Origin of the sequence: Rhizobium sp. CB3060, from assembly GCF_025200735.1 — a bacterium.
Classification (GTDB): Bacteria; Pseudomonadota; Alphaproteobacteria; order Rhizobiales; family Rhizobiaceae; genus Rhizobium.
On sequence record NZ_CP104158.1, the window covers coordinates 333,446 to 359,627 of the forward strand.

Annotated in this window: 26 protein-coding genes and 1 pseudogene; 16 read left to right on the forward strand and 11 right to left on the reverse strand. The window is 60.5% G+C overall.

The genetic code is table 11. The features are described 5' to 3' along the window. The first annotated feature begins 294 nt into the window (after nucleotides 1-294). On the forward strand, nucleotides 295-1,170 hold the full coding sequence (locus N2601_RS01615) for an MBL fold metallo-hydrolase (protein ID WP_104822081.1): 876 nt from the start codon (nucleotides 295-297) through the stop codon (nucleotides 1,168-1,170). A 37-nt stretch (nucleotides 1,171-1,207) separates the two neighbouring features. Here the strand turns inward: N2601_RS01615 and N2601_RS01620 are convergent, their stop codons facing one another. After that, nucleotides 1,208-1,603 (reverse strand): VOC family protein, encoded by a 396-nt coding sequence (locus N2601_RS01620; protein ID WP_104822082.1) that lies wholly within the window; start codon nucleotides 1,601-1,603, stop codon nucleotides 1,208-1,210. 66 nt (nucleotides 1,604-1,669) lie between these two features. Next, on the reverse strand, nucleotides 1,670-2,095 hold the full coding sequence (locus N2601_RS01625; RefSeq protein WP_104822083.1) for a tautomerase family protein: 426 nt from the start codon (nucleotides 2,093-2,095) through the stop codon (nucleotides 1,670-1,672). Nucleotides 2,096-2,222: 127 nt separating this feature from the next. Between N2601_RS01625 and N2601_RS01630 the strand changes: the two genes are divergently transcribed. The 7 genes from N2601_RS01630 to N2601_RS01660 all read left to right on the forward strand — a co-directional run bounded on the left by N2601_RS01630 (nucleotide 2,223) and on the right by N2601_RS01660 (nucleotide 8,135). After that, nucleotides 2,223-2,813 (forward strand): TetR/AcrR family transcriptional regulator, encoded by a 591-nt coding sequence (locus N2601_RS01630; RefSeq protein ID WP_104822084.1) that lies wholly within the window; start codon nucleotides 2,223-2,225, stop codon nucleotides 2,811-2,813. A 176-nt stretch (nucleotides 2,814-2,989) separates the two neighbouring features. Beyond that, complete coding sequence (guaB, locus tag N2601_RS01635; protein ID WP_104822085.1) at nucleotides 2,990-4,474, forward strand: IMP dehydrogenase; 1,485 nt, start codon at nucleotides 2,990-2,992, stop codon at nucleotides 4,472-4,474. Between the two features lie 3 nt (nucleotides 4,475-4,477). Next, nucleotides 4,478-5,068, forward strand: coding sequence for a hypothetical protein (locus tag N2601_RS01640; protein WP_104822086.1), 591 nt, complete (start codon nucleotides 4,478-4,480; stop codon nucleotides 5,066-5,068). A gap of 144 nt (nucleotides 5,069-5,212) precedes the next feature. Next, nucleotides 5,213-5,635, forward strand: a complete 423-nt coding sequence (locus N2601_RS01645; protein ID WP_104822087.1) for an MAPEG family protein — start codon at nucleotides 5,213-5,215, stop codon at nucleotides 5,633-5,635. Between the two features lie 155 nt (nucleotides 5,636-5,790). After that, on the forward strand, nucleotides 5,791-6,666 hold the full coding sequence (locus N2601_RS01650) for a dienelactone hydrolase family protein (RefSeq protein WP_104824992.1): 876 nt from the start codon (nucleotides 5,791-5,793) through the stop codon (nucleotides 6,664-6,666). Nucleotides 6,667-6,861: 195 nt separating this feature from the next. Then, on the forward strand, nucleotides 6,862-7,515 hold the full coding sequence (locus N2601_RS01655) for a TetR/AcrR family transcriptional regulator (protein ID WP_104822088.1): 654 nt from the start codon (nucleotides 6,862-6,864) through the stop codon (nucleotides 7,513-7,515). 68 nt (nucleotides 7,516-7,583) lie between these two features. Beyond that, nucleotides 7,584-8,135, forward strand: a complete 552-nt coding sequence (locus N2601_RS01660; RefSeq protein WP_104822089.1) for an alpha/beta fold hydrolase — start codon at nucleotides 7,584-7,586, stop codon at nucleotides 8,133-8,135. 28 nt (nucleotides 8,136-8,163) lie between these two features. Here N2601_RS01660 and N2601_RS01665 read toward each other — a convergent pair whose 3' ends face one another. After that, a complete protein-coding gene (locus N2601_RS01665) occupies nucleotides 8,164-9,117 on the reverse strand; it encodes a LysR substrate-binding domain-containing protein (RefSeq protein WP_104822090.1) in 954 nt (317 codons plus the stop codon). 198 nt (nucleotides 9,118-9,315) lie between these two features. On the opposite strand from N2601_RS01665, the gene N2601_RS01670 reads away from it, so the two are divergent. The 3 genes from N2601_RS01670 to N2601_RS01680 all read left to right on the forward strand — a co-directional run bounded on the left by N2601_RS01670 (nucleotide 9,316) and on the right by N2601_RS01680 (nucleotide 12,111). Further along, nucleotides 9,316-9,606, forward strand: coding sequence for a DUF1127 domain-containing protein (locus N2601_RS01670; protein WP_104824993.1), 291 nt, complete (start codon nucleotides 9,316-9,318; stop codon nucleotides 9,604-9,606). 191 nt (nucleotides 9,607-9,797) lie between these two features. Beyond that, complete coding sequence (locus N2601_RS01675; RefSeq protein ID WP_104824994.1) at nucleotides 9,798-10,364, forward strand: dienelactone hydrolase family protein; 567 nt, start codon at nucleotides 9,798-9,800, stop codon at nucleotides 10,362-10,364. Between the two features lie 133 nt (nucleotides 10,365-10,497). After that, nucleotides 10,498-12,111, forward strand: a complete 1,614-nt coding sequence (locus N2601_RS01680) for an ABC-F family ATP-binding cassette domain-containing protein (protein WP_104822091.1) — start codon at nucleotides 10,498-10,500, stop codon at nucleotides 12,109-12,111. 75 nt (nucleotides 12,112-12,186) lie between these two features. Here N2601_RS01680 and N2601_RS01685 read toward each other — a convergent pair whose 3' ends face one another. The 3 genes from N2601_RS01685 to N2601_RS01695 all read right to left on the reverse strand — a co-directional run bounded on the left by N2601_RS01685 (nucleotide 12,187) and on the right by N2601_RS01695 (nucleotide 15,584). After that, nucleotides 12,187-13,065 (reverse strand): aldo/keto reductase family oxidoreductase, encoded by an 879-nt coding sequence (locus N2601_RS01685; RefSeq protein WP_104822092.1) that lies wholly within the window; start codon nucleotides 13,063-13,065, stop codon nucleotides 12,187-12,189. A 129-nt stretch (nucleotides 13,066-13,194) separates the two neighbouring features. After that, the gene (locus N2601_RS01690) at nucleotides 13,195-14,076 is read right to left on the reverse strand and encodes a DUF937 domain-containing protein (RefSeq protein ID WP_104822093.1); all 882 of its coding nucleotides are present in this window, start codon (nucleotides 14,074-14,076) and stop codon (nucleotides 13,195-13,197) included. Nucleotides 14,077-14,210: 134 nt separating this feature from the next. Next, a complete protein-coding gene (locus tag N2601_RS01695) occupies nucleotides 14,211-15,584 on the reverse strand; it encodes a glutamate--cysteine ligase (RefSeq protein WP_104822094.1) in 1,374 nt (457 codons plus the stop codon). A gap of 243 nt (nucleotides 15,585-15,827) precedes the next feature. Between N2601_RS01695 and N2601_RS01700 the strand changes: the two genes are divergently transcribed. Further along, nucleotides 15,828-16,439, forward strand: a complete 612-nt coding sequence (locus tag N2601_RS01700; RefSeq protein ID WP_245463926.1) for a LysE family translocator — start codon at nucleotides 15,828-15,830, stop codon at nucleotides 16,437-16,439. Between the two features lie 26 nt (nucleotides 16,440-16,465). Here the strand turns inward: N2601_RS01700 and N2601_RS01705 are convergent, their stop codons facing one another. From N2601_RS01705 to N2601_RS01715, 3 genes are all read right to left on the reverse strand, one after another. After that, nucleotides 16,466-17,203, reverse strand: coding sequence for a 16S rRNA (uracil(1498)-N(3))-methyltransferase (locus N2601_RS01705; RefSeq protein ID WP_104822096.1), 738 nt, complete (start codon nucleotides 17,201-17,203; stop codon nucleotides 16,466-16,468). A gap of 10 nt (nucleotides 17,204-17,213) precedes the next feature. Next, a complete protein-coding gene (locus N2601_RS01710; protein ID WP_104822097.1) occupies nucleotides 17,214-18,749 on the reverse strand; it encodes an inorganic phosphate transporter in 1,536 nt (511 codons plus the stop codon). Nucleotides 18,750-18,848: 99 nt separating this feature from the next. Continuing rightward, the gene (locus tag N2601_RS01715; RefSeq protein WP_199773561.1) at nucleotides 18,849-19,346 is read right to left on the reverse strand and encodes an NUDIX hydrolase; all 498 of its coding nucleotides are present in this window, start codon (nucleotides 19,344-19,346) and stop codon (nucleotides 18,849-18,851) included. Nucleotides 19,347-19,610: 264 nt separating this feature from the next. Here N2601_RS01715 and N2601_RS01720 point away from each other — a divergent pair, with 264 nt between their 5' ends. Then, complete coding sequence (locus tag N2601_RS01720; RefSeq protein WP_104822098.1) at nucleotides 19,611-20,513, forward strand: LysR substrate-binding domain-containing protein; 903 nt, start codon at nucleotides 19,611-19,613, stop codon at nucleotides 20,511-20,513. A gap of 112 nt (nucleotides 20,514-20,625) precedes the next feature. Continuing rightward, nucleotides 20,626-21,790 (forward strand): annotated as a pseudogene (locus N2601_RS01725) (adenosylhomocysteinase). Nucleotides 21,791-21,864: 74 nt separating this feature from the next. On the opposite strand, the gene N2601_RS01730 reads toward N2601_RS01725, so the two are convergent. Continuing rightward, nucleotides 21,865-22,428: an O-acetyl-ADP-ribose deacetylase gene (locus N2601_RS01730; protein ID WP_104822099.1), complete on the reverse strand. Its 564-nt coding sequence runs from the start codon at nucleotides 22,426-22,428 to the stop codon at nucleotides 21,865-21,867. A 35-nt stretch (nucleotides 22,429-22,463) separates the two neighbouring features. Continuing rightward, a complete protein-coding gene (locus N2601_RS01735; protein WP_104822100.1) occupies nucleotides 22,464-23,360 on the reverse strand; it encodes a LysR family transcriptional regulator in 897 nt (298 codons plus the stop codon). 122 nt (nucleotides 23,361-23,482) lie between these two features. On the opposite strand from N2601_RS01735, the gene N2601_RS01740 reads away from it, so the two are divergent. Continuing rightward, a complete protein-coding gene (locus N2601_RS01740; protein WP_260303366.1) occupies nucleotides 23,483-24,922 on the forward strand; it encodes an FAD-linked oxidase C-terminal domain-containing protein in 1,440 nt (479 codons plus the stop codon). Then, complete coding sequence (locus N2601_RS01745; protein WP_104822102.1) at nucleotides 24,919-26,118, forward strand: FAD-binding protein; 1,200 nt, start codon at nucleotides 24,919-24,921, stop codon at nucleotides 26,116-26,118. The genes N2601_RS01740 and N2601_RS01745 overlap by 4 nt, the downstream gene beginning before the upstream one ends. The last annotated feature ends 64 nt before the right edge of the window (nucleotides 26,119-26,182 follow it).

The window sequence follows — 26,182 nt, forward strand, 5'->3', positions numbered from 1 at the left end:
GGGGGTCCGCCTGAGACGGGCACCAGCTCTGTAGTCCTGTGCGCAACCTCTGCCAATCCCCGAATCCGCCCCTTGGCTTCGCGAGGATCACGTCTTCGTGATGCCGCTTGCTGCCCAGTATAGGATACCAAGTTTGACATGTGCTAAACGCATGGAAATGCTAAACGCATAAAATGTCGCTCGGTGTATTAGCGGAATTGGACGGATATGTCATGGCGAAATTATCGATCATGAAAGGTCATATCCGCTGTGTCGCTGCCGAGGGCGATAACACCCATTGGAGAAAATGATATTATGACCGTCGCAGTTCTGCCGCCCGAGACCCATCGGTTCAAGCTGGGGTCCTGCACTGTCACCGTCGTCAAGGATGGCGCAAGCATTCTGGACAATCCCTGGGAAACCTTCGGATCGAACCAGTCGCCGGAAACGGTGCGGAAGCTTTTGGCGCAGAACTTCCTGCCGACGGAGAAGCTCCTCAACAGCTATACGCCAGCTATCATCGACACAGGAGCCGACGTGATCGTCGTCGACACCGGCTTCGGCGCCGCCGGCCGCGCCCGCGGCTTGGGCCGTTTTCGCGACGGTCTGATGGCTGTCGGCTATGCGCCGGAGCAGGTGACCGTCGTCGCTCTGACGCATCTGCACGGCGACCACATCAATGGGTTGATGGAGGACGGCGCTCCGGCCTTTCCGAACGCCCGCTATGTCACGGGCGAAATCGAATATGAATTCTGGACCGACACGTCACGCGAAGGGACGCCGGCCGAAGGCGGTCACAAGGCTGTGCTCGCCAATGTCGCGCCTTTTGCCGAGAAAATGACCTTCCTCAAGGACGGAGATCAGATCGTCAGCGGCATGACCGCCATGATCGCGCCCGGCCACACGCCCGGTCATCTCGTCTTCCATCTCGAATCGGATGGCAAGCAACTGGTCCTGACCGGCGATACGGCCAATCACTATCTCCTCTCTCTCGGGCGCCCGGATTGGGAGGTGCGCTTTGACGCCGATAAGGCGCAGGCCGCCAAGACCCGCCGCCGTGTCTTCGACATGATCGCCACCGACCGCATCCCTTTCCTCGGCTTCCACATGCCGTTCCCCGCCGTTGGCTTTGTCGAAAAGCAGCCCGAGGGGTTCCGCTATGTGCCGAAAACCTATCAGTTCGATTTGTAAGGCAGAGGCTCGATCAATTTAGTGAAACGAAATCGACTCAGATAACGCAATTAAGCATCCACTGTACGCCGAACTGATCGGTGAGCTTCCCGTAGAGATTGCTCCAAGGCTGTTTGCCGAGCGGTGTCGTAATCGTGCCGCCTTTTGCCAAGCGGGCGAATAACTCTTTCGTCCGCTCCGTATCTTCGAACTCAAGCAGATGTGCTGATCCGCGCATCGGCTCGGCATCGTCATTGTCCGAAGCGTAGAAAAGTACGCCGGGACCTTGGAACTTCGCGTGCATGATCTGGCCCTGGACAAATCCGGGCGGCGTCGGGATTCCATTCACGCCGTAGCGCGTGATTTCGACGATTTTTCCAAGGCCGCAGGTCTCGTAAAAATTAAGCGCCTGCTCGCAGCGCGTCGTGAAAAATAGATAATTGGAAAGTCGCATAGCGAGACTCGCTCTGGTCACGGGCTACGAGTGGGTGGGAACTGACCGTATCGCTTGGCAAGCGTTTTACAGCGCGGCCGCTCGTTGGATCGCACTGACAAGCTGGGTATTGTCGTAGACTTGGCCGCCGATACCCCAGGAGCCTTCCGCGGCATAAACGATGTTGGTCCAGATATGTTCGCGGGATATCCGACCATTCGAAGCGCGTTCGACTATGGTTGTGGCCGCCTCGATAAAAGCCTGTTTGGCCTCGTCCGTCGCGAGCGCGATCTCTGGCAGTTTCAGCTCTATGAAGGCGGCCGCGGCCGCCTTTCCGCCTGAGAACACGCGTCCCTGCGGCAGAACATTGATGGTGCCGACAACGTTCGGGGTCATGAACGCGTTGCCCGAGAGTTGCGAAACCTTCAAGAGAACATCGGTCAATTCGGCGAAGGTTTGGGCCTCGGCTTCGCTCGACAGCAAACCTTCGGGTATAGTGAGTGTGATAGGCATAACGGGAAATCCTCTCGTTTGAAAACTTGGTTGGCGATACTACATAAATACTGATTGCTCTCTATTGATACACACCGATCGCTCTCTATGCAAACATAAAGAGTGATCGCTCTTAAAGAAAGTTGATATGCGCTACAGTACTGAACACAAGCTCGAAACTCGCACGCGCGTTCTCTACGCGGCGGGCGAACTTTTCCGTCAGGAAGGCTATGGCGGTTCCGGCATCGATGCTTTGACCAAGGCGGCGGGCGTCACGAACGGCGCCTTCTACGGGCATTTCAAATCGAAAAGCGAAGCTTTCAGGGCAGCGGTTCAGTCGGGACTGGATGAACTGCGGCTGGGCATATCGACTTTGAAAGCTCAAAAGGGCAAGGGTTGGCTACCGGCCTTCGTAAGCTACTATCTCGGGCCGAAGCGCACCTGCGCGCTCGGCCAGAGCTGCGCCCTGCCAAGTCTGTCCCCCGACGTCATGCGTGCCGACGCCGATACGAAGGTTGCCTACGAAGTCGAATTGCGCCGGGTCATAGAGGAAGCGGCTTCTGGTTTGACTGGTAACTCGGCCGAGGAACGCGAAGAAAATGCAATCGCGCTCCTGGCGCTTCTGTCCGGTGGCGTAACCATGGCGCGCGCTGTTTCCGACCCCGCCCTATCGGCGCGCATCGTAGAGGCGCTCGAGCGAAAGGTCGGGTCCATTGCCTCCTCTACGGAAGAGCGCTGAGGTTAGTCGGGTATCCGGCTTAGTGACGGGAAGCTTATGTCGGCGTTTTCCCTATTCCCTTCCTGTCATAGACGTGTTACCAGCCCTCGCCAACTTCCAAGCAACACTTGCAAGATCGCCCGGCGGACGATTCGTTCCGGAGCCATCCTGCTTTTCACAGACGAAGGAAATTGGCCATGGCACGCATCATTGAAACGTCAACCGGGTTGGATGCTCTGACATTCGACGACGTGCTCCTGCAGCCGGGGCACTCCGAGGTCATGCCGGGCCAGACGAATATCGCCACCCGCATCGCCCAGGATATTGAACTCAACCTGCCGATCCTCTCCGCCGCCATGGACACGGTGACGGAAAGCCGTCTCGCCATCGCCATGGCTCAGGCTGGCGGCATGGGCGTTATCCACCGCAATCTGACGCCGGTGCAGCAGGCCGAGGAAGTCCGCCAGGTCAAGAAGTTCGAAAGCGGCATGGTGGTCAATCCGGTCACGATCGGCCCCGACGCAACGCTCGCCGAAGCACTCAACCTCATGAAGGCGCACGGCATTTCCGGCATTCCGGTCGTTGAAAAGTCGCACCGCCTCGTCGGCATTCTCACCAACCGCGACGTACGCTTCGCTTCCGATCCCTCGCAGAAGATCTACGAGCTGATGACCCGCGAAAATCTCGTGACGGTCACGGAAAGCGTTCAGCAGCAGGAAGCCAAGCGTCTGCTCCATAAGCACCGCATCGAAAAGCTCCTGGTGGTCGATGGCGATAGCCGCCTCGTCGGCCTGATCACCGTCAAGGACATCGAGAAGTCGCAGCTCAATCCGAACGCTTCCAAGGATGCGCAGGGCCGCCTGCGTGCCGCAGCCGCCATCAGTGTCGGTGACGATGGCTACGAGCGTGCCGAGCGCCTGATCGATGCAGGCGTCGATCTTTTGGTCGTCGATACCGCCCATGGTCATTCGCAGCGCGTTCTCGATGCCGTCAGCCGGGTCAAGAAGCTCTCCAATTCGGTCCGCATCATGGCCGGCAATGTCGCCACCTATGACGGCACGCGGGCGCTGATCGACGCCGGTGCGGATGCCGTGAAGGTTGGTATCGGCCCCGGTTCCATCTGCACGACCCGTATCGTCGCCGGTGTCGGCGTGCCGCAGCTTGCTGCCATCATGTCGGCGGTGCAGGCCGCGCAGGACCAGAACATCCCTGTTATCGCCGATGGCGGCATCAAGTTCTCCGGCGATCTCGCCAAGGCGATCGCCGCCGGCGCATCCGCTGCCATGATCGGTTCGCTGCTGGCGGGCACGGATGAAAGCCCGGGCGAGGTCTATCTCTACCAGGGTCGTTCGTTCAAGGCGTATCGCGGCATGGGCTCCGTCGGCGCCATGGCGCGCGGCTCCGCCGATCGCTACTTCCAGGCGGAAGTACGCGACACGCTGAAGCTCGTGCCGGAAGGCATTGAAGGCCAGGTGCCCTACAAGGGTTCGGTCTCGGGCGTGCTGCACCAGCTCGCCGGCGGCCTTAAGGCGGCCATGGGCTATGTCGGCGGCGCCGACCTCAAGGAGTTCCAGGAGCGCGCCACCTTCGTACGCATCTCCGGCGCCGGCCTGCGCGAAAGCCATGCCCATGACGTCACGATCACCCGCGAAAGCCCGAACTATCCCGGTGCAGGCGGCTGATCGATGGCAGATCGCGTTCAGGGCAACGTCAGGTCCTTGCAGGGCCTGACGGCGATCCTGGCAGCCTTGTCCCTGGCACTTTTTGCCTGGATCTATGCCGGCTTCGTCAGAGCATTCAGCGATGCCGCAGCCGGCGAGAAAATGCTGGACGTCCGCATCGGCGGCTATGAGCGCGACGACGTCATAGCCATGCTGCGCTACCTCAAGGATCATCCCGATCCGGCGGCGATCCTGCATTCCATGTATCTCGGGCCGGAGCTCATCTTTCCGCTGGTGCTGGGCGGTCTGCTCTTCTGCCTGCTGCGGCTGGTTCGGCCGAGCGGCATCTTCTTCGGGCGGCCGATCCCGCCTGGTGCGGTCAGCCTGATTTTTTCTCTACCGGTCTTCTATGGCGTGATGGACTATGCCGAAAATATCGCCGGCCTGTTGCTCTATCCGCCGGCCACGCCGTCGGACGGGACCGTGACGCTGCTCTCGGGTCTGCTGCCGATTGTCGTGCGGCTAAAATTCCTCTCATTGGTCGTCACGATCATTCTACTGGCCCGTTTCGCAATTCTTCGCTACCTGTCTGCGGACGGTTCCAAGCCGTCCTGAGCGGTGGTTCTGCCGCTCAGCAATCCTTAGAGCGGTTTCAGCGTTTCATGGAATCGCTTTCCCGCTCTATCCCTTTGTTTTAAGCAATTCCGGACGGAAAACCGCTTCGCACTTTTCCTGGAATTGCTCTAAGGAGTTGGCGGCGTGACCGGCTATGAAATGTTCTGGCCCATGGTGGCCCATGCGGTGCTTGTCTATATTCTCTACGCGCTTTTAGGCTTGCGCCGCCAAAGTGCGGTGAAGGCGGGCAAGATCAAACGATCGCAGTTTCGCGAGAACCTTGCTGCCGATGAGCCGGCGGAAAGCCTGGTTGTGCGCAACAGCCTCGCCAATCAGTTCGAACTTCCCATTCTCTTTTATGCTTGCTCCATTGCGCTGTTCGTCGCCCAGGCAGACAATCTGGCCGCGGTCATTCTGGCGTGGATCTTTGTCGCCTCGCGCTATGCTCACGCTTACGTACACGTCACCAGCAACGACCTGCGCTACCGCAGCCCGCTTTTCGCGCTCGGCTATGTGGCCCTTGCCGGGATGTGGGTCTGGCTTGCCATCTGGATGACGTTCTCCTAACGGGACTTGCATTTTCGCGGAAAGCAACCTGCGATAACGTATTTGTGTTCCTGACTGACGGTCCCACAGTGCTCGCCTGACCTATCTTGTTCTCGGGCGGCCCTGTCTTGGGATGCTGGCCGCCGGGGAAAGACAAGGAGGAACACATTATGAGCATGGACAAGCCCGTCGTGACGCAGGCGATGATCAATGCCTATGACGAATACACGCATCTGACGCTCGATCGCCGCGGTTTCATGGAAAAGCTGACGAAGCTCGCAGGCTCGGCCGGGGCTGCCGCCATGATCGTGCCCTTGCTTGCCGCCAACAAGGCGAGCGCCGAGATCATTGCGGCCGATGACAGCCGTCTCGACACGAAGGACGTCACCTATCCCGGCAGCGGCGGTGACATGAAAGCCTATCTCGCCCGACCCAAGGGCGAGGGCGAGAAGCTCGGTGGCGTGATCGTCATTCATGAAAATCGTGGCCTCAACCCGCATATTCGCGATGTCGCCCGCCGCATGGCGCTGGAAGGTTTCATTGTCCTGGCGCCGGACTTCCTGTCGCCGCTCGGCGGCACGCCGGAAGATGAGGACAAGGCGCGCGAGATGTTCGCCAAGCTCGACGCGGCGCTGACGGTTGCCAATGCCGAAGCGAGCCTGGCCTACCTCTCCAAGCTCGACGGCTCCAACGGCAAGGTCGGCGCAATCGGCTTCTGCTGGGGCGGTGGCGTCATCAACCGCTTCGCCACCAAATCACCGGAGCTGAAGGCCGGCGTCGCCTATTACGGCATGCAGCCAGCCGCTGCCGATGTACCCGATATCAAAGCCGCCCTGATGCTGCACTATGCCGGCCTCGACGACCGCACCAATGCGGGTATTGATGCCTATCGGAAAGAGCTGCAAGCCAGCGGCAAGACCTTCGAGATCTTCGTCTATGACGGTGCCAACCACGCCTTCAACAATGACACCTCGGCTGCCCGCTATGACAAGAAGGCTGCCGATCTTGCCTGGGGCCGGACGGTCGATTTCCTGAAAAAGCATCTGGCCTAGCGGCCGGCGGCAAGGGAGTGAACGAGACAGCGGCCGCAGCTATTCCTTCGGCCGTTGACGCCTGTCGCGGCCGTACCCAATACATGACACTTAAAATTGAACTTTTCCCATTTACGCGCATTGAATATGGCTGTGGCATAAAAGCTGGCGTACGTACCCGGCGTCGTTCCGAATTGACAATAAAATGGGAAATGCATGAGCCCGGACAAACCCGACCGCATCAAATTCCGCAAGGAACCCCAGCAGGAGCGCAGCATCCACCGCGTAGATGTCATCCTGTCGGCCGCCGCCCACCTGATTGCGGAAAAAGGGGTGAGCGCCATGAAGATGACGGAACTTGCTGCCGTCGCCGGCGTGCCGATCGGTTCCGTATACCAATATTTTCCCGAGAAGGCTGCGATCGTCACCGCACTGTTCGACCGCCATGCCGATCTCGTTCAGCAAAAGACGACGGAAGTCTTCGTCGCCGTGAAATCTCTTAGTCACGCCGTCGATCTCGTCTGCGGCGTGATCGACTGGTACTATCGCGAATTCCGCGGCGATCCGACCTATATGGGCGTGTGGCTGGGAACGGAGATGGACCAGGATCTCTTGAGGCTGAATATTCAGCACAGCAACCGCGTTGCCGAAATCTTCCTGAAGGGCATCGAACCCCACATTCCGGCTGGCAGTCAGATCGACCTGCAGGCTCGCGCCCAACTCTTCAGCCACTTGATCGGTGCCTCCGTTCGCCTCGCGATCATGAGCGACAGAAGCCTTGCCATCCGCATGCTGAGTGAATGGAAACAGGTGATCCGCGCGACGCTATTTGCCGAGCCGAGTGGTGAGCCGATGGGCAAGAGGCACTAGGCAAGCTATTCCTCGGAATACGACAACACGGCTTGCGCGGGTCTGCGTCCGAGGAATAAAATACCTTCATGGCTAAGCAGATCATCTTCGTTCAGGGAGCCGGCGAAGGCGTTCACGCTCGCTGGGACAGCAAGCTTGTGGCGAGCCTTGAGCGCGAACTCGGTGAAACCTATGCCGTCCGCTATCCCCAAATGCCTGGAGAGGACGATCCTGACTACGCGGCCTGGCGGGCTGAGCTGATAAGCGAATTCGACCTATTGGAGGACGGAGCAATTCTGGTGGGCCACTCGATCGGCGGGACGATCTTGATCCATGTGCTTGCCGAGCAGCCGCCGAAATTCAGGCCTGGCGGACTGTTTTTAATCGCAGCGCCCTTTATCGGTGAAGGAGGGTGGCCGAGCGATGACATGGACGATCGCAAGGATTTCTCAGAACGCCTCCCGCCCGGCATTCCCGTCTATCTCTATCACGGTGCGGACGACGACATCGTGCCAACCGCCCATGTTCATCTCTATGCGAAAGCACTTCCGCATGCTGTGGTCCGCGTGTTCGAGGGCAGGGATCACCAGCTCGACAACGATATGAGCGACGTCGCGCGGGACATCCGATTACTGGACTAAGCTCAGGGCACGCGGCCAGCTTCCAAAATCACCAGCCTGGCAGAATATGTCCGGCGCGCAGGCGCGGATAGTAGCGCGTGAAGGTCTTCACGTCGCCCTCGAGATCGTCATCGACCGCTGCCGGCGTAATGTTGTCGAGGCAGGCGGAGATGTGGGCGGTGATGGCGTTCATCAGCGACACCGAAAGGCCCGGCCGCTTCATGATGCCGATCTGCACCGGCGGCAGCGGCGGGAAGCCATCCGCCTGGCTCAGTACCTTCATGCCGGTGCGTAGAGCCGATTCTGGCATGACCGAGACCGCCATGCCGGCAAGCACGGCTGCGGCAACCACTGTGCAGGACCAGCTGGTGAACAGAATCTGATAGTCGCGGCCGCCGGCATCGAGCGCCGAGCAGGCAAGTTGACGCCATTGACAGTCGCGCCGCCCGACGGCGAGCGGAATCGGCGCATCGTCGCGCAGCGGATGGTTGGCCGAACCGACCCAGCAGAGCGGCTCGGTGCGCACGACATCGGACATTCTTTCGCGCGGATTGTGGGTCACCAGCGCAATATCGAGCTCGCCGCGATGCATGCGTTCGGCGAGATCGACCGAAGGTTCGCAGACAATATAGAGCTCGACATTCGGATGCGTCTTGGCGAAGCGGCCGATGATCTCGGGCATGTAGCGGTCGGCATAATCGTCCGGCGTGCCGATGCGCAGCGTGCCTTCGAGCCTGTTGTCGTCGAATGCGGCGATCGCCTCATTGTTCAGGCGGATGATGCGGCGCGCATAGTTGAGCAGCTTTTCGCCTTCCGCCGTCAGCCGGTTGCCGCGGCCGTCCTTGATGAAAAGCTGCTTGCCGACGCGCTCCTCCAGCCGGCGCATCTGCATGGAGACCGCCGACTGCGTCTTGAAGACCCGGTCAGCCGCTTTGGTGAAGCTGCCGGAATCCACGATGGCGATGAAGGTCTGCAACTGATCGATATCAAGCGGCGCGGCCATGATCTCACCTATAAAAGAGTTTGATAATTATCATTAGAAACATTCGTTGGACTGATCAATAGGGATTTGGCATCTTCCCAATGCAAATCAGCATACCAATCGACAGACCTCCTGCCGAATTCCTCCCAACCTCGCTCCTTCTCCGGGTCTCCGGGAAGGGGCTTGGCCAGCGTGTGCCTGAACGAAAGGACCATGGAAATGCGCACGACAGATCAGACATTACATCTCGGCCACGCAAGGCCGTCGCTGCCTTTGACGGCACGCCTGACGCTTGCTTTCCATAAGATGGCATCCGTCTGGCGCGCGCTCCGCAACCGCCGCGAGATCAATTATCTGAGTGAGCTGAACGACAGCCAATTGATGGACATCGGCTTGACGCGCCTTGACGTCACATTGGCGCTCAACACGTCGACCTTCTTTGAAGATCCGTCCAGCCATCTGACCAACTCCGCGCGTCGCCGGACGCGCTTCTTCGGCCTTACTCGCTGAGGCCGGTTAAACGTTTCCCCGCAGGGTGATAGCCAATAAGCCCTGCCTCTTACCCGGTGTTCGGTTCCCAACCGACACCGGGTTTTTTCTTTTTGGAGAATTGTTTCGCCCCGTCGAAAGATGATCGGGGAAATTGCCATGTCTTTCGAATGCCTTATGTTACGATCGAGCTAAAATGCGAGGCTGTGGTAATGGCAACGGTGATCCTCTTCCATTCCGTTTATGGTTTGCGCCCGCTCGAACTGGACGCTGTCGAGCGCCTACAGGCGGCAGGGCACAAAGCGTTCGCGCCCGATCTCTATGACGGCTGGGTCGCCAGCTCGATCGACGAAGGCTTCGAGCTGAAGGATGAGATCGGTTGGCCGACCATCTGCGAGCGGGCAGAATGGGCAATGGCCGGCCTGCCGCCATCAACGGTTCTGGGTGGATTCTCCATGGGTGCGGCGGTTGCGGCAAGCCTTTGGCCGAAGCGGCTCCAGACCGCCGGCGTGCTCTTCCTTCACAGCATCGCCCAAATCCCGGAAAACGCCCGCGAGGGCTCGCCCATACAGGTCCATCTTGCCGATCCGGATCGTTTCGAGCCTGCGGAAGATGTTGCCGCGTGGCGATCCGCAGCCGCGCGGTCAAAACTCGCGGCCGATGTCTTCACCTATCCCGGCGCAGGCCACCTTTATACCGACGCCAGCCTGCCCGATTACGATGCCAAGGCGGCCGACCTTACATGGAGCCGCGTTATTCATTTCCTCGACGCTCTCTAACGCTCCACCTTGAACCGGAAGCGGTTACTGCTTAGGTTATCTCCCGTCAGCCATACCAACAGGATGTGTGCCATAATGGATTTCAACCCGATCGCAACGTCATCTCGCCTTGCCATCGGGGAATATCCTATCCATGCCTGCATCCATCACTCTGTCCAATCTTTCATGGTCGACGCCTGACGGCCGGCCGCTTTTCTCCAATCTTGATCTGAGTTTCGGCGCCGAGCGTGCGGGCCTCATCGGCCGCAATGGCGTCGGCAAGACCACGCTTCTCAAGCTTATTGGCCGGGAATGGCAGCCTCAATCCGGGGCGATATCCTTCAGCGGTAGTCTCGGCATCCTGCGCCAAAGCGTCCAGGTCGAGGCCGGCGAAACCGTGGCAGATCTCTTCGGGGCGACCGAAGCGCTGGCGGTTCTTTGCCGTGCCGAAGCAGGCGAGGCGACTGCGGAGGAGCTTGCTGCGGCGGACTGGACGCTGGAGATGCGCATCGCTACCGCCCTCGATCGTGCCGGTCTCGCTGCCGCACCCGAGAGCCGCCTCGAGGCCTTGTCAGGCGGGCAGCGTACACGCGCCGGTCTTGCTGCGCTGATCTTCACCAATCCCGATTTTCTCATTCTGGACGAACCGACGAATAATCTGGATCGCGACAGCCGTAAGGCCGTGATCGAACTGCTCGCAAATTGGCGGGCGGGCGCGATCGTCGTCAGCCATGATCGGGAATTGCTCGACACGGTGGATGCCATTGTCGAGCTGACCTCGCTCGGCGCGACGCGCTATGGCGGCAACTGGAGCCAATATCGCGAGCGCAAAACCTTGGAGCTTGCGGCGGCCGAACACGACCTCGCCGATGCCGAGAAGCGGGTCGCCGAGGTTGCCCGCAGCGCGCAGGCAACCTTGGAACGGCAGGCGCGAAGGGACGGTGCCGGCAAGAGGAAGGCTGCCAAGGGCGGCATTCCGCGTATCATGCTGGGCGGACTGAAAGAACGGAGCGAGATGACGGGCGGTGAAAATGCCCGCCTCGCGGAACATCGGCGCGCACGGGCACTCGAAGACGCCGCCGCCGCTCGCGAGCGCATTGAAATCCTCCAGCCCCTGTCCGTCAGGCTTCCGCCGACCGGACTTCCCGCAAACAAGGTCGTTCTGAAGATGGACGGCGTGACCGCCGGCTATCGCCCAGGCCAGCCGATCATCAGCGATCTCTCTTTTGACATTACAGGCCCGGATCGCATCGCCGTCACCGGTCAGAACGGTTCGGGCAAGACGACATTGCTGGGGCTGATCTCGGGTGAGCTACAGCCATGGGCCGGGACGATTCGGGTCATGACCTCCGTTTCCATGCTCGACCAACGGGTAAGCCTTCTCGATCCGTCGTTGTCGATCCGCGACAATTTCCGGCGGATAAACGCGCAAGCGGATGAAAATGCCTGCCGCGCGGCGCTCGCCCGGTTCATGTTCAGGGCAGATGCCGCACTTCAGATCGTATCCACTCTGAGCGGCGGGCAGTTGCTACGCGCCGGGCTTGCCTGCGTCCTCGGCGGACCGGCGCCGCCGTCGTTGCTGATCCTCGACGAACCGACAAATCATCTCGATATCGATTCGATCGCCGCGGTCGAAGCCGGACTGCGCGCCTATGACGGCGCGCTTCTCGTGGTCAGTCACGATGAGGTTTTTTTGGAGGGCATTAAGATATCGCGGCGGCTGGAACTGCCTGCGGGACTGTCGAGGGAGATCTCGGTCGTAGAATGAGGAAGTGGGATTGGCGTAGGGACGCCCTTGTTCCGCCACGAGCGAGGGCGTCCCCAAACCATTTCCAATTGCCCGTTACGCGGCGCCGACGCTTGCGATCCGGTCCAGCTCCGCGATCTCATGATCCGGCAGCACGAGCTCGGCGGTGGCAAGGTTCTGCCGCAGGTGCTCGAGAGAGGAGGTGCCGGGGATCAAAAGGATGTTTGGCGCGCGTTGCAGCAGCCAGGCCAGCGCCACCTGCATGGGTGTGGCGCCGAGGCGGGCGGCAACATCCGAGAGGGTGGAGGATTGCAACGGGGTAAAGCCGCCGAGCGGAAAGAACGGCACATAGGCGATGCCGTCGCGGGCAAGTTCGTCTATGAAGGCGTCGTCGTCCCGATGCGCCAGATTATATTGGTTTTGCACGCAGACGATCTCGGTAATCCCTTGGCCTTCCGCCACCTGTTTGGCCGTGACGTGGCTCAGGCCGATATGACGTATCAGGCCCTGCCGCTGCAGGTCAGCCAGGATCGTCAATGGCGCTTCGATTGATCCTTCGGCTGGGTGATGAATATCGAACATGATGCGAAGGTTAACGACGTCGAGCACGTCCAGCCCCAAATTGCGGAGATTGTCGTGCACTGCCTGGGTCATTTCTTCGCGGGAAAAGGCCGGAAACCATGATGCATCGCTGCCGCGCAGGGCACCGATCTTGGTGACGATAACGAGATCGTCGCGGTAAGGATGGAGCGCCTCGCGGATCAGCCGGTTGGTGACATGCGGGCCATAGAAGTCGCTTGTGTCGATGTGGTTGACGCCGGAAGCAACCGCTTCCCGCAATACCGCCACCGCCATATCGTGATCCTTCGGCGGGCCGAACACGCCGGGGCCTGCAAGTTGCATGGCGCCATAGCCGAGCCGTTTGACGCGGCGGTCGCCGAGGGTAAAGCTGCCAGATCGTTCGATGTTTGACATGACTATCTCCTTTCAAGATGAAATAGAAATAGATGCCCTCGGAGTGTATGAAAACGGGGTGCAATCCGCACGGGTTGTGCGCAATTGCGAACAGTGGCGAACGGATCGCCTACGAATGGGTTTCGCTCTTCAGCCTTGTTTCGGTGCAGGCTTATCGTTCGCCGGCATATAGTGATCGAAGATCGCTTCCATGTTCTTCTGATAGCTCTTCTGCACTTCCAGGCCACTGTCGAACATGGCGTTGAACATCTCGGTATAGGCGGCCATGTCGACGCCGGGTGTGGCGGGCTTGGCCGGCTTGGCCTTTGGCGCTTCCTTCGGCGGCTCGGAGGGCATCGGGAAGTTGCGCATCATATCCTGGAATGCCTTGGCGAAGGGATTGTCGAGAAAAGGATTGGCGGCGGCGGGCTTTTCGCGCTCGACCTGCTGCGCGCCGAACATCAGTTCCATCGCCTGCGTGAACGGGTTGTCGAAGATGCTCGCCTGCGGCGTCGGCTGCTGCTTCGGTGCAAAGCCGATGGTCTGCAGCCAATTCTGCATCATATCGCCCATCGCCGTATTGAGGAAAGGATTGGCCATCTGAGGCATCTGGCCGCTGGTTTCCTTGAAGAGGCCGCCCATCAGCGTGTCGGCCATGGCGGGGAGCATGCGCTTGTAGATTTCCTGGCCGATGCCGGTCATCTGCGCAGCCTGCTCGGCGATGGCGCGGGACACGTCCTTGGAGCCGAACAGGCGGGCCAGCACGGTGTTGCCGTCGGCAACGCCCTCAGGCGTGAAGGCCTTGCTCATATCCTCGAAATATTTGGCGTAGCTGCCGGAGGTGATGTCCTGCATCACACCCATAAAATTATAGGGGTTCGTCGCGCTGCGCTTGAACCCCGAGGAAAAGGCGGGCATCAGCGCCGCCATGGCTTTCGCTGCCTGTTCCTGCGCGAGATTGAACTGCTTGGCCATCGCCTCCGTGGCGGCGCCGTTCTGTGCCTGCATCATCATGTCGAAGAGTGGCAGCATCGAAGTCCCTTTCCTCGCAATCATGCCGCTTCGGAATCAGAAGGCATGCAATCCTGATAGTATAGCGGGAAAAAAGACGGCGCATACCGGTTTCTGCCGGTGTGCGCCGCAACAATCCAAGCCGAATCCGGCTGTCAGTATTGATATTCCTCGAAGACCGGCTCGACCGATCCGTTCCAGCGGCCGTGATAGAGCATCAAAAGATCATCGGCGAGCGTGCCCTTCTTGGCGAGCACCTCGTCGAGCGGCGCCAGGAAGACCGTTTCGTCCTGGCCATCGCCGTTCACACGGGCGCGGTTCTTCAGGCCGGTGCGGGAAATGCCGACCACTTCGCGTGCCACATCCAGCAGGCTTTGGCCTTTGATGCCGGCCTTCAGGCCTTGCACCGGCACGACATCGCGCAATGCGTTGACCTCTTCGAAAGTCCAGTTCTTGGTGAGCTCATCGGCGGCGGCAAGGGCTGCATCGTCATAGAGCAGGCCGACCCAGAAGGCCGGCAATGCACAGATGCGGCGCCAGGGGCCGCCGTCCGCGCCGCGCATTTCCAGGAAGCGCTTGAGGCGTACGTCGGGGAAAAGGGTGGAGAGATGGTTGGTCCAGTCGCCCATCGTCGGCTCCCAGGCGGCGATCTCGCCCTTCAGCGCGCCGTTCATGAACTGGCGGAAGGTGACATGGGTGCAGTCGTGATAATGTCCGTCACGGACGACGAAATACATAGGAACGTCGAGCGCCCACTTTACGTAGTCTTCAAAGCCGAAATCGTCGCGGAAGGTGAAGTCGAGCAGGCCGCTGCGGCGGTTGTCGGTATCGCGCCAGATGTCGCCGCGCCAGGAGGAGAGGCCGTTCGGCTTGCCTTCGGTGAAGGGCGAGGAGGCAAACAACACTGTCGCCAGCGATTGCAGCTTCATCGATACGCGCATCTTGCGGCGCATGTCCTCTTCCGAAGAGAAGTCGAGGTTCACTTGGATCGTGCAAGTGCGGTACATCATGTCGAGACCCTTCGTGCCGACCTTCGGCATGTAGCGGCTCATAATGTCGTAGCGCGATTTCGGCATGCGCGGCGTCTCGGCCAACGTCCATTTCGGGCTGCCGCCAATGCCGAGGAAGCGGATGCCCATCGGCTCGGCGATTTCGCGCAATGTCGCCAGGTGCTGGTTCGATTCCTTGCAGGTCTGATGGATGGTTTCGAGCGGCGCGCCGGACAGTTCGAACTGGCCGCCGGGCTCTATCGAGATCGCACCCATGCCGGTCGGCTCGCCAAGCCCGATAATATTGTCGCCATCCATGATCGGATCCCAGCCGGACTTTTCCTGCAGGCCCTTCAAGAGCGCGGAAATGCTGGCATCGCCGAAATAAGGCACAGGGCTGTTGTCGGCACGGAAGAACACGAATTTTTCGTGTTCCGTGCCGATGCGGAATTGCTCCTTCGACTTGCTGCCGGCCGCCAAATAGGCCGTCATGTCCGAGACCGAAGAGAGCGGAGTCTGGTCGGTGGTATCGCGCGCCATGGTATTACCTTGATCTCGGAAGGAGGCCCGCGCAAGCCGCAGGCCAATAGGAAGGGTGATTGACGCGGAATGAGGTACGGTGCAAGTGAATTTCTTTCAAGAGCAGTTCAAAAAAATAGGATTTGGGGCCTGGAAGTGACGCTGGGGCGGTAGCCGATATCGGACACGCTTGCACAAGCGTTCAAGACGCCTAGCCACATCGGAAATAGTCTTGCCCCTCTATTGATGACTGAGGGCATACCGATGTTCGAGCTGACCAGCCTTTATCCGATCCTGACGCTGCTTCTGGCGTCCCTGGTCATCATGGGCAGTCCTGGCCCATCCACCATCAGCGCCACGGCAGTCGGCGCCGCCTATGGTTTCCGCCGGTCGATCGGTTACGTCAGTGGTCTCATTGCCGGCACGGTCGTCGTGCTGCTGGCTGTCGCGGTCGGCGTCGTCGCAATCCTGTTCTCGGTGCCGTATGGCGCGTCGGCGCTAACCGTCGTCTCCACCGTGTATATCGTCTATTTGGCCTTGAGGATCGCCATGGCTCCGCCGCTCGCCCGCCGCGGTGATCAGGCCGTCACGCCCGCTTTCACCGGCGGCTTTCTGCTGGCGGTCGCCAATCCCAAAGCCTATCTGGCGATTGCCGCCGTCTTTGCCGGCGTCAGCCTTTTCAAGGATCAGCGCACGCTCGACGTGGTGATCAAGATAACGCTGCTCAGCATGATGATTGTCGTCATTCATCTATGCTGGCTGCTGGTCGGGACCTCGCTGTCGCGGTTCCTTCAGAACCCCACCATTTCGCGCATCGTAAACATTTTCCTGGCGGCTACGCTGATCGTCACGACCGCGCTGGCGCTGGCCGGCTGAAAGGCCGATCTGGACCTGAAGAAGCCCTAGTTCCAGTCCCCGATCGCCGCCTGAATGACCGCCATGGCCGCTACCGCCGCCGTATCGGCGCGCAATATCCGCGGGCCCAAGGGAATGGCGGTGACAAAATCGAGGCTGCGCAGCAGCGCGCGCTCCTCTTCCGAAAATCCGCCCTCTGGGCCGACCAGCAGTGCGAGATGTTTCTCTTTGATCTCCGCCAGGAGCGGCAGCGGGTTCTGTCCGGCATCGCCTTCATCGCAATAGATGATGCGGCGCTCCCTGGGCCAGCGTGCCAGCAGATCGGCAAGCTTTAGGGGCTCCGCCACATCGGGAATGCCGAGAATGCCGCATTGCTCGGCCGCCTCGATGACATTGGCCTTGAGCTTGTCGAGATTGGTGATCTTGCCCTGCACATGCTGCGTCATCACCGGCTGCAGCAGGCCGGCGCCCATTTCCACCGCCTTCTGCACGAGATAATCGAGCCGTCCGACCTTCAGCGGCGCGAAGAGATAGTAGAGGTCGGAAGGGGCTGGCTGCGGCCGCGTTTCCTCGATCGGCGTCAGCAGGATGCGCTTGCGCGAGGGAAAGGAAACGCCGGCCTTCCATTCGCCGTCACGGCCGTTGAAGATCAACAGCTCGGCGCCGTCCTCCATGCGCAGCACATTGGCGAGATAGTTGAATTGATCCCGGTCGGCTTCGATGCCGGCATTCGCTTTGATATCCGAAACCACGTACAGCCGCTGCATGCGGAAATTGGCGCGCATGGGTAATCCCTTAAATGAAGAGCGCGACCATAGCCCAATATACCGCGGCTGCAAGCATGGCCGAGACCGGCACGGTGATGGCCCAGGCGGCGATGATGGTCATGAAATGCGAGCGGCGCACGAGGCGTCGGCGGTGGATTTCGTCTGGATTATGCTCGTCGGCTTCCACCATCTCGCCCCATGCGATGCCCGAGGTTTCCGCCTTCCTTCGCATATAGGCGAGGCGGCGCTTCGAGTGGCTGGTGTACCATTCGCGAAAGAAGCCGACGCCGAAGACCGCGCCGATGGCAATATGGGTGGAGCTGACGGGAAGGCCGAACCAAGAGGCGACGATGACGGTGAGAGCGGCCGACAGCGCGACGCAATAGGCCCGCATCGGGTTGAGTTTGGTGATCTGCTCACCGACGAGGCGGATCAGACGCGGACCGTAAAGCAGCACCCCGACGGAAATGCCGCAGCCACCGATCAGCACGACCCAATAGGGCGCGGTATATCCCGCAGCGCCCCCGACGACACTGAGACTGCCTCCCAGGCTGACGCTGCGTATGATCGCCGCCAGCGGCCCGATGGCGTTGGCGACGTCGTTTGCGCCATGCGCAAAGGACATCAGCGCCGCCGAACAGATCAGCGGCAGGCGGAACAGTTTGCGCAGCGAGCTATTCTTGTTTTCGCAACCGACGGACTGCGCCGCCACCAGCGGCCTTGCAGAAAACCAGATCGCCAAACCGACAACGACGCCGATCGTAATGGTCGAGAAGCCCGCGACGGTGTCTTTGGGCGCGAGCTGCAGTACCAGATAGGCGGTAAAGGCGCCGGCCATCAGGCCGATCAGAATGGGAATCCAGTATTTGGCGGCCGCGATCTTGTCGTCGCGATAGATGATGAAGGTCTTGATGAAAAACAGAATGCCGGCGGCGATCGTGCCACCGAGGAAAGGGGTGACGACCCAGCCGGCGGAGATGGCTCCCAACACGCGCCAATTGACCATCTCCGGCCCGACGGCGGCCGCTCCTGCGCCGACAACGGCGCCGACGATCGTGTGGGTGGTCGAAACCGGTGCTTTCAGCCAGGTGGCGAAGTTGATCCAGAGCGCGGCGGCCAGCAGCGCTGCCATCATCAGCCAGGCGAGCTTGCCGCTGGTGATGATGCGGTCGGTATCGATGATATGCGAGGAGATGGTCTTGATGACCGGTCCACCCGCGATGACGGCGCCGAGAATTTCGAAGATCGCCGCCATGATCAGGGCCTGCGTCATGGTGATGGCACGCGCGCCCACCGCCGCGCCGACATTGTTGGCGACGTCCTTGGCACCGATATTCATGGCCATGTAGCCGGCGAGTGCCACGGCGGCGATGGCCAGCGTCGCGCCTGGCTGGTTCAGCATGTGAATGCCGGCGAAGATCATGGCGAGACCGAGGAAGATCAGGCCGATACCGGGAGCGACCAGCCGTTTCGTGACATGATAGGCCGCATCCTCGACATAGGTGAGTTTGTCGAGGTCCTTGTCTAGCGTCCTTTTTGTCAGTTTCGCCGGTCGGTCGGGCATGCCATTCTCTGAGTCGAAATATATAGTTTTACGCTGCCCGGCAGGCCGCGCAATGTCTGGTAATTATTTCAGTATAGTGTGATGGGAGTATGTTACGGCTTATTGGGCCGCTGCTGTGACAAGTCTTGCCGTCATTCGCCGCTCGAAGGCGAGGATGATGTCGCGCAACTCCGGCTCGCGCACGCGCTGGGCCGCCTCGCTGCAGGAAACCCACTCGATCGTGCGCTCGCCCTTTTCCTTGAAATTCTTGGCGAGATCGCTGACATCGAGCGCATAGACCTGAACCCGGCAGGGCACCTGGATGCCGTCCTTCAGCACCTTGTCATAGCTGAAGGCGCCCAGCGGCTCGGTTTCCACAGTGCCGCGCACGCCCGCTTCTTCGAAGGCTTCGCGAGCCGCGACTTCATGCGACAGCTTGCCCGGCATCGGCCAGCCCTTCGGAATCACCCAGCGACCGGTATCGCGGCTGGTCAGCAGCAGCAGTTCCAACTCACCCGTCTTTTTTCTCACTCGATAGCAGAGCGCGGCATATTGCTGTCGCGGCGGACGCCGGAACATGAGCTGCACATCATTTGCGATACGGGCGAGAATGGCCAAGGGTCGGGTCACCTTTAAAAGTTCGAGTTTAGAATCATCTGCATATTAGCATTACATGGAAAAATTGTGCATTCCATATGACTTTATATGGTATTTCCACACACTTTCGTTGAGTGCTCAATAGATAAAAATATGAGGAATCGGTCCCTGATATTCGCCAGTGATTATGCTGTAAACGACATCGAATGCTATTCCCATGCCGCAGATGGCGTAATCGCTCTATAACTCTTCCTATCATACCGGCAAATAAGCTAAATCTCCGTTATGTCCGAACGTTCTCCGCCGCAACGTCTCCCGCCGATGAACGCACTGCGCGCCTTCGATGCCGTTGCTCGTCGCGGTAGCATTCTGAAGGCCGCTGACGAACTCGGTGTCGCGCGCGGCGCTGTACGCCAGCAACTTGCCGTACTTCAAACATTTTTTGGTATTGATTTGTTCCAGCGTGATGGCCGCCGCCTGGTGCTGACGGAGAAGGGCAGGGCCTTTGCCGACTCCGTCGGCATCGCCTTTGGCATTTTGGCGCGAGCGTCAGCCGAGTTTGCGGCCGGTGAGCGCCGGACCCTTCGCCTCGGCGTTCCCTCCGCCTTCGCCGTCTGGTGGTTGATGCCACGCATTGCCGACCTGCAAGCCGCTCTTCCCGACGTCGATGTCGATATCATCCCCATGGCGACAGTCGAATCGCTGGCGCTCCATCCGGATTTCGACGCCGTGATCATGGGCGGCGAATATCGGCCGGCGCGGGACATCACTGCAATCCGCTTCATGGAAGATGAATTCGGCCCGGTGGCGACGCCGGACCTTGCCGCCCGCCTCGGCCTTGCCGTCGGCGTGGAAGCTCTCGCCGGAGCCGTCGCCCTGACCAGCCGTTCCGCGTCCCGCCTTTGGGACGATTGGTTTGCCGAGAGCGGCCATGTGCCAGCTCGCTTCGCCCGCACTCGCGAATTCGAAGATCTGCTTTTGGCGATCGGCGCCGCCCGCTCCGGCGTTGGTGTCGCCATCGCCCCGCGCACGGCCGTTGTTGACGATATCGATCGCCGCGCGCTGGTGGCGCCCTATGGCTTCATTCGAAGACCCGCCGGATACAGCCTCAGCATCCGCAGTAGCGACGCCAAGGGCGCGGCTTTTGTCAGGCTGGCGGACTGGTTGGTTGGAGCAGGGGCGAGATAAACCTCGTGCATATGGCACTTTTTCTGCCCTATCGCGCATTCCAATGTCCATAGACAGCCTGTCATTTCCCATGAGAGATCGAGGCACGACAGACCGCCGTCAGGAGTGCGTTATGAACCAACCTTCCTCTCTTTCCCGTATCGATTGGGTTACCCGAAGCTGCGGCCTGCTTGCGGCGACGGCGGCGGAATTCCGAGAGACTAGGCCCTTTGCCGGCCTGACGATCGGAACCGGCATCCATCTTGAGCCGAAGACGGTGGCGCTGTTGATGACGCTGCATGCCGGCGGTGCCCGCCTCGTCTGCACCGGCAATCTCAACAGCACCCAGCCGGAAACCGTGGATTATCTGCGTGCGCAGGGAACCACCGTTTTCGCCACCCAGACCACCGATGCCGCCGAGCACGGCGCCAGCCTTGATGCCATCCTGGCGGAAGAGCCGGACCTGCTGCTTGACAATGGCGGCGATCTCTTTGCGCGGGCCGCTGAGCGCCCCTATGCCAAGCTCGTGGGCGGTACGGAGGAGACGACGTCAGGTCGCACCCGCTTGCTGCCGATGCGCGACAGGCTGGCCATGCCGATCCTCGTCATCAATGATAGTCCGATTAAGCAGTTCGCCGAAAACAAGCATGCGGTCGGCCAAAGCCTGTTTGAAAGCTATCTGCGCTTCACCAACCGCTCGACCAATGGCAAGCGTGTCACCGTCTTCGGCTATGGCGCCTGCGGTAAGGGCACGGCCGCCTGTTTCCGCAACGCCTATGCCACCGTCAGCGTGGTCGATATCGATCCGGTGACGACGCTTGAAGCGCATCTGGACGGCTTCGTCACGCCCCTGCGCGCCGAAGCCATTCGCTCCGCCGATATCCTCATCACTGTCACCGGCTATCCCGGCATCGTCACCGCTGCGGACCTGCCACTGATCAAGGATGGCGCGATCCTGATGAACGGTGGTCACTTCCCGCACGAGATCGATGTTGAAGCCTTCCGCACCAGTCCCGATGTCGCCGGCATCGATCGTTACGAAGCCGAGCATATCGAGACCGTCCGCATGCGGGACGGGCGCGCCTTCCACATCCTCGGTGCAGGCCACATGGCCAACCTCGCCGGCCCGCGCCCCCCTTGGCAATACAGTCGAATCCATGGATCTCGGCTTCGCGCTGCAGGCCCGTTGCCTGGAACGCGTGGCAAAGGGCGGTCTCGGCAAGGAAGCCTGCGTCATTCCCGTGCCGACCGATATCGACGCCATGGTGGCATCTGCCTATCTCGATCTGGCGCGATGAGTGCCGAGCCTGTCCGGAATGGGTAAAATAAAAGGATAGAGCGGGAAACCGATTCTATGAAACGCTGAACCGCTCTAAGTCTTCGCCAGCGCATCAGGCAGTAGCCGGTCGTAGAGCTCAGCCATTTCGTCGCCAAAGCAGCAGAAGATAATCTCATCGAAATCGCCGCTCATGCTCTCGGCAACAGCGCTGCGCGTCGCGATCATGGCTGCGGGCTCGGCGGGAAAACGGTAGACGCCGGTCGAGATGGCCGGAAAGGCGATGGTCTTGAGACCGTGATCGGTGGCAAGGCGTAGGCTGTTGCGATAGCAGCTTGCCAGCAAATCGTCTTCGCCGCGCCCGCCGCCGTTCCAGACCGGGCCGACAGTGTGGATCACATGCTTTGCCGGCAGGCGATATCCCCTGGTGATCTTTGCCTGTCCGGTCTTGCAACCGTTCAGCATCCGACACTCCGCCACCAGTTCCGGTCCCGCGGCACGATGGATCGCGCCATCCACGCCGCCGCCGCCAAGCAGGCTGCTGTTTGCCGCGTTGACGATGGCATCGATGTCGAGCTTGGTGATGTCGCCGAGAATGATGGTGAAGCGTGTATTCGAAGCGGCGGAAAGATCGGAGCGGATGGTTTCAAAGGCAGACATGATGACGCTCTCCAAGGGGATGAGGTAGTGGCCGTCTATCGCTCCCAATAGGGAACCGGCCCATAAAGTTCCGCCAGGAAATCGATAAAGACACGCACTTTTGCCGGCAGGAACTGACGGCTGGGATAGACGGCCGAGAGCGTGACGCTGTGCGAGCCTTCATAAGCCGGCAGCACCTGTACCAGACGGCCGTCTTTAAGCTCGGGGCCGACATCCCAGGTGGAGCGCAGCGCAATGCCGAGGCCGGCAATGACGGCTTCGCGGATCACTTCGCTGGAATTGGTGATCAGCTTGCCTTCGGGCCTGAAGGTCAGCGCGCCCTTCGGCCCATCCAGCCGCCAGGGATCGTTATTGTGCGGCGGCAGGCAGGTGTGGCGCCGCAAATCCTCGATATCCTCCGGCATGCCGTGGGCAGCGATATAGGCTGGCGAGGCGCAGAGCACGCGGCGCACCAGCGCCAGGCGCCGTGCCACGAGACTGGAATCGGTGAGCTCCGCAATGCGGATCGCGAGATCGAAGCCGCCGCCGACGATATCGGTGAACTCGTCGGTCAGCACCAGATTGATCGCGAGATCTGGATACGCCTGCATGAATGCCTTGAGATGCGGAGCGATATGCAGCCGGCCGAACGAGGTAGGGGCGGAAATCTTCAGTGTGCCCTGCATCTGCGCGGAACGGCCGGCAATATAGGCCTCCGCTTCCTCCAGTCCGGCGAGGATGGCAAGCACCCGGTCGTAAAAGCCCTGGCCGGCCTCTGTCAGCGAAATCTGCCGCGTCGTGCGCTGCAAAAGCCGTGTGCCGAGCCGATCCTCCAGCCGTTTGATTCGCTTGGAAATCACGGCCGGCGAAAAGCCAAGGACGCGACCGGCGAGCGACATGCTGCCGGTCGTGACGACACTGGCAAAGATTTCAAGATCGCCAAGATTGGTCATCGCGCTATTTGTTCCTATTTTGGCATAAATGCTTATCATTTACGCCAATTTCGGGTAAGTGGTAAGCGTGATATGGCGTTAAAAAGAGGGGCGTCCATATTCGGGTGCAAGAGGAGAACGCCATGGCAGAGGCCATTTCATTTCTGGCGCCGCGCGCCGATGTCCTTGCCCGTCGCCGCGAGATCGTCGCAGACCTCGCTGATCTCCTGCCCCCGGAATGTCTGGTCCATGAGCCGCGCGAGCTCATGCCCTTCGAAACGGACGCTTTCATTTCCTATCGCCGCATGCCGCTCGCCGTCGCTCTGCCGCGCTCGACGACCGAGGTCGCGGCCGTGATGAAATATTGTCATCGCTATGGTATTCCGGTGGTGCCGCGTGGCGCCGGCACGTCGCTCTCCGGCGGGGCTATTCCGCAGGAAGATGCCGTCGTGCTCGGCCTTTCCAAGATGAACCGCATTCTTAACGTGGATCTCGCCAACCGCACGGCGACGGTGCAGGCCGGCGTTACCAATTTGCATATTTCCGAAAGCGTCTCGGCGGATGGTTTCTTCTATGCACCTGATCCGAGCTCGCAGCTCGCTTGCACCATCGGCGGTAATATCGGAATGAATTCCGGTGGGGCCCACTGCCTGAAATACGGCGTCACCACCAACAATCTATTGGGCGTCAAACTGGTATTGACCGACGCCACGGTGATCGATCTTGGCGGCAAGGCCCTAGATGCCGCGGGTTATGATCTGCTGGGACTGGTCTGCGGCTCGGAAGGTCAGCTCGGCATCGTCACCGAAGCGACGGTGCGGTTGATTGCCAAGCCGGAAGGCGCGCGGCCGGTTCTGTTCGGTTTCGACACCTCGGAGCAGGCGGGCGCCTGCGTTGCCGACGTCATTGCTGCCGGCATCATTCCTGTCGCCATCGAGTTCATGGATAAGCCGGCGATCGAGATCTGCGAGGCTTTTGCCCATGCCGGCTATCCGCTGGATGTCGGCGCGCTGCTGATCGTCGAGGTCGAGGGTTCGGAAGCGGAGATGGACGATATGCTGAAAAGCATCGTCGAGATCGCCCGCGCGCATGAGGTGAAGACGGTACGCGAGTGCCAGTCGGCGACCGAGGCTGCGCTGATCTGGAAGGGGCGCAAATCCGCCTTCGGCGCCACCGGCCGCATTGCCGACTATATCTGCATGGATGGCACGGTGCCGCTCAGCCAGCTCTCTTATGTCCTGAAGAAGACGTCTGAAATCATCGATCACTATGGCCTGCGGGTCGCCAACGTCTTCCATGCCGGCGATGGCAACATGCATCCGCTGATCCTCTTCAACGCCAATGATCCCGAGGACGCCGCCAGGGCGGAAGCAGCCGGCAACGATATTCTCCGGCTCTGCGTCGATGCCGGCGGCTGCCTGACAGGCGAGCATGGCGTCGGTATCGAGAAGCGTGACCTGATGCGACACCAATATGCGGAGGCCGATCTCGCCCAGATGATGTCCGTGCGCGCGGCGTTCGATCCCGGCTGGATCCTCAATCCCTCTAAAGTCTTCCCGCTGGATGGGCGCAACGCCGTATGAGAGAATTTCTGCCGAAGACGGAAGGCGAGGCTGCAGCCATCATCCGCGATCAAGCCGCACGTGGCGCAGCATTGGCCATTGTCGGCGGCAACACCCGTGCCGGTTTCGGCAACGCCTTCGCCGCAGAGGCTACGCTACGTTCGTCTGAGCTTACCGGTATCGTTGCCTATAATCCGGGTGAGATGGTGATGACCGCACGAGCGGGGACGCCGGTTGCCGAAATCGAGGCGGCGCTGGTGCAAAACGGCCAGATGATGGCCTTCGAACCGATGGACCACCGGCCATTGATGGCGACCGATGGCGAGCCGACGATCGGCGGCGTCTTCGCCGCAAATGTCTCAGGTCCGCGGCGTTTCGTAAGCGGAGCCGCACGCGATAGCCTGCTCGGCGTCCGCTTCGTCAATGGCAAAGGCGAGATCGTCAAGGCCGGCGGGCGGGTGATGAAAAACGTCACCGGCCTCGATCTCGTCAAGCTCATGGCCGGCTCGCACGGCACGCTTGGCCTGCTGACGGAAGTCACCTTCCGCGTGCCGCCGCGCCCGAAGACGGAAGAGACGATCATCGTTTCCGGCCTCAACGATGCCGAGGCGGCAAATGTAATGGCGGCGGCCATGGCGCTGCCGGTCGACGTATCCGGTGCGGCGCATCTGCCGCTGACCGTCTCCTGGACGTTTCTGGACAACCAATTGCCGGAAGGGGCGGCGACGGTATTGCGCGTGGAAGGTTTGGCTGGCTCCGTCTCGGTGAGGGCAGAGAAACTGGCCTCTGCCATGCGTCGGCTTGGCCCCGTGACGCGGCTTGCCGAAGCGGAGAGCCACCGTCTGTGGCGAGAGATCCGCAATGTGAAGCCCTACGCCGACGACACGATGCGCCCTGTCTGGCGCGTTTCGGTCGCTCCAAGCATCGGCCATCAGCTCGTCGCGGCGCTGCGCCTCGAAGCGGGCGTCGACGCCTATTACGATTGGCAAGGCGGCTTGGTCTGGATGCGCATGGAGGCAGAGCCGGAGGGTGAATTGGTGCGTCGCTATATCCACGCGCTCGGCGGCGGCCATGCCACGCTGCTGCGCGCAACACCGGCCGCTCGGGCGACAACGCCGTCTTTTCAGCCGCAGCCCGAGGCCGTGGCCTTGCTGTCGGCGCGTGTGAAGGAGAAGTTCGATCCTGCGGGGATTTTCAATCCGGGGAAGATGGGATGATGTGGATGGAATCTTTTGCTCGGCACCGCCTCACTTTGACCCTCTCTCCGCGGGGGAGAGGGGA

What these genes read in the sequence shown, in the direction of transcription:
- N2601_RS01615 (WP_104822081.1), top strand. Translation starts at nt 295, where the DNA reads ATGACCGTCGCAGTTCTGCCGCCCGAGACCCATCGGTTCAAGCTGGGG.
- N2601_RS01620 (WP_104822082.1), bottom strand. Translation starts at nt 1,603, where the DNA reads ATGCGACTTTCCAATTATCTATTTTTCACGACGCGCTGCGAGCAGGCG.
- N2601_RS01625 (WP_104822083.1), bottom strand. Translation starts at nt 2,095, where the DNA reads ATGCCTATCACACTCACTATACCCGAAGGTTTGCTGTCGAGCGAAGCC.
- N2601_RS01630 (WP_104822084.1), top strand. Translation starts at nt 2,223, where the DNA reads ATGCGCTACAGTACTGAACACAAGCTCGAAACTCGCACGCGCGTTCTC.
- guaB (WP_104822085.1), top strand. Translation starts at nt 2,990, where the DNA reads ATGGCACGCATCATTGAAACGTCAACCGGGTTGGATGCTCTGACATTC.
- N2601_RS01640 (WP_104822086.1), top strand. Translation starts at nt 4,478, where the DNA reads ATGGCAGATCGCGTTCAGGGCAACGTCAGGTCCTTGCAGGGCCTGACG.
- N2601_RS01650 (WP_104824992.1), top strand. Translation starts at nt 5,791, where the DNA reads ATGGACAAGCCCGTCGTGACGCAGGCGATGATCAATGCCTATGACGAA.
- N2601_RS01655 (WP_104822088.1), top strand. Translation starts at nt 6,862, where the DNA reads ATGAGCCCGGACAAACCCGACCGCATCAAATTCCGCAAGGAACCCCAG.
- N2601_RS01660 (WP_104822089.1), top strand. Translation starts at nt 7,584, where the DNA reads ATGGCTAAGCAGATCATCTTCGTTCAGGGAGCCGGCGAAGGCGTTCAC.
- N2601_RS01665 (WP_104822090.1), bottom strand. Translation starts at nt 9,117, where the DNA reads ATGGCCGCGCCGCTTGATATCGATCAGTTGCAGACCTTCATCGCCATC.
- N2601_RS01670 (WP_104824993.1), top strand. Translation starts at nt 9,316, where the DNA reads ATGCGCACGACAGATCAGACATTACATCTCGGCCACGCAAGGCCGTCG.
- N2601_RS01675 (WP_104824994.1), top strand. Translation starts at nt 9,798, where the DNA reads ATGGCAACGGTGATCCTCTTCCATTCCGTTTATGGTTTGCGCCCGCTC.
- N2601_RS01680 (WP_104822091.1), top strand. Translation starts at nt 10,498, where the DNA reads ATGCCTGCATCCATCACTCTGTCCAATCTTTCATGGTCGACGCCTGAC.
- N2601_RS01685 (WP_104822092.1), bottom strand. Translation starts at nt 13,065, where the DNA reads ATGTCAAACATCGAACGATCTGGCAGCTTTACCCTCGGCGACCGCCGC.
- N2601_RS01690 (WP_104822093.1), bottom strand. Translation starts at nt 14,076, where the DNA reads ATGCTGCCACTCTTCGACATGATGATGCAGGCACAGAACGGCGCCGCC.
- N2601_RS01695 (WP_104822094.1), bottom strand. Translation starts at nt 15,584, where the DNA reads ATGGCGCGCGATACCACCGACCAGACTCCGCTCTCTTCGGTCTCGGAC.
- N2601_RS01700 (WP_245463926.1), top strand. Translation starts at nt 15,828, where the DNA reads ATGTTCGAGCTGACCAGCCTTTATCCGATCCTGACGCTGCTTCTGGCG.
- N2601_RS01705 (WP_104822096.1), bottom strand. Translation starts at nt 17,203, where the DNA reads ATGCGCGCCAATTTCCGCATGCAGCGGCTGTACGTGGTTTCGGATATC.
- N2601_RS01710 (WP_104822097.1), bottom strand. Translation starts at nt 18,749, where the DNA reads ATGCCCGACCGACCGGCGAAACTGACAAAAAGGACGCTAGACAAGGAC.
- N2601_RS01720 (WP_104822098.1), top strand. Translation starts at nt 19,611, where the DNA reads ATGTCCGAACGTTCTCCGCCGCAACGTCTCCCGCCGATGAACGCACTG.
- N2601_RS01730 (WP_104822099.1), bottom strand. Translation starts at nt 22,428, where the DNA reads ATGTCTGCCTTTGAAACCATCCGCTCCGATCTTTCCGCCGCTTCGAAT.
- N2601_RS01735 (WP_104822100.1), bottom strand. Translation starts at nt 23,360, where the DNA reads ATGACCAATCTTGGCGATCTTGAAATCTTTGCCAGTGTCGTCACGACC.
- N2601_RS01740 (WP_260303366.1), top strand. Translation starts at nt 23,483, where the DNA reads ATGGCAGAGGCCATTTCATTTCTGGCGCCGCGCGCCGATGTCCTTGCC.
- N2601_RS01745 (WP_104822102.1), top strand. Translation starts at nt 24,919, where the DNA reads ATGAGAGAATTTCTGCCGAAGACGGAAGGCGAGGCTGCAGCCATCATC.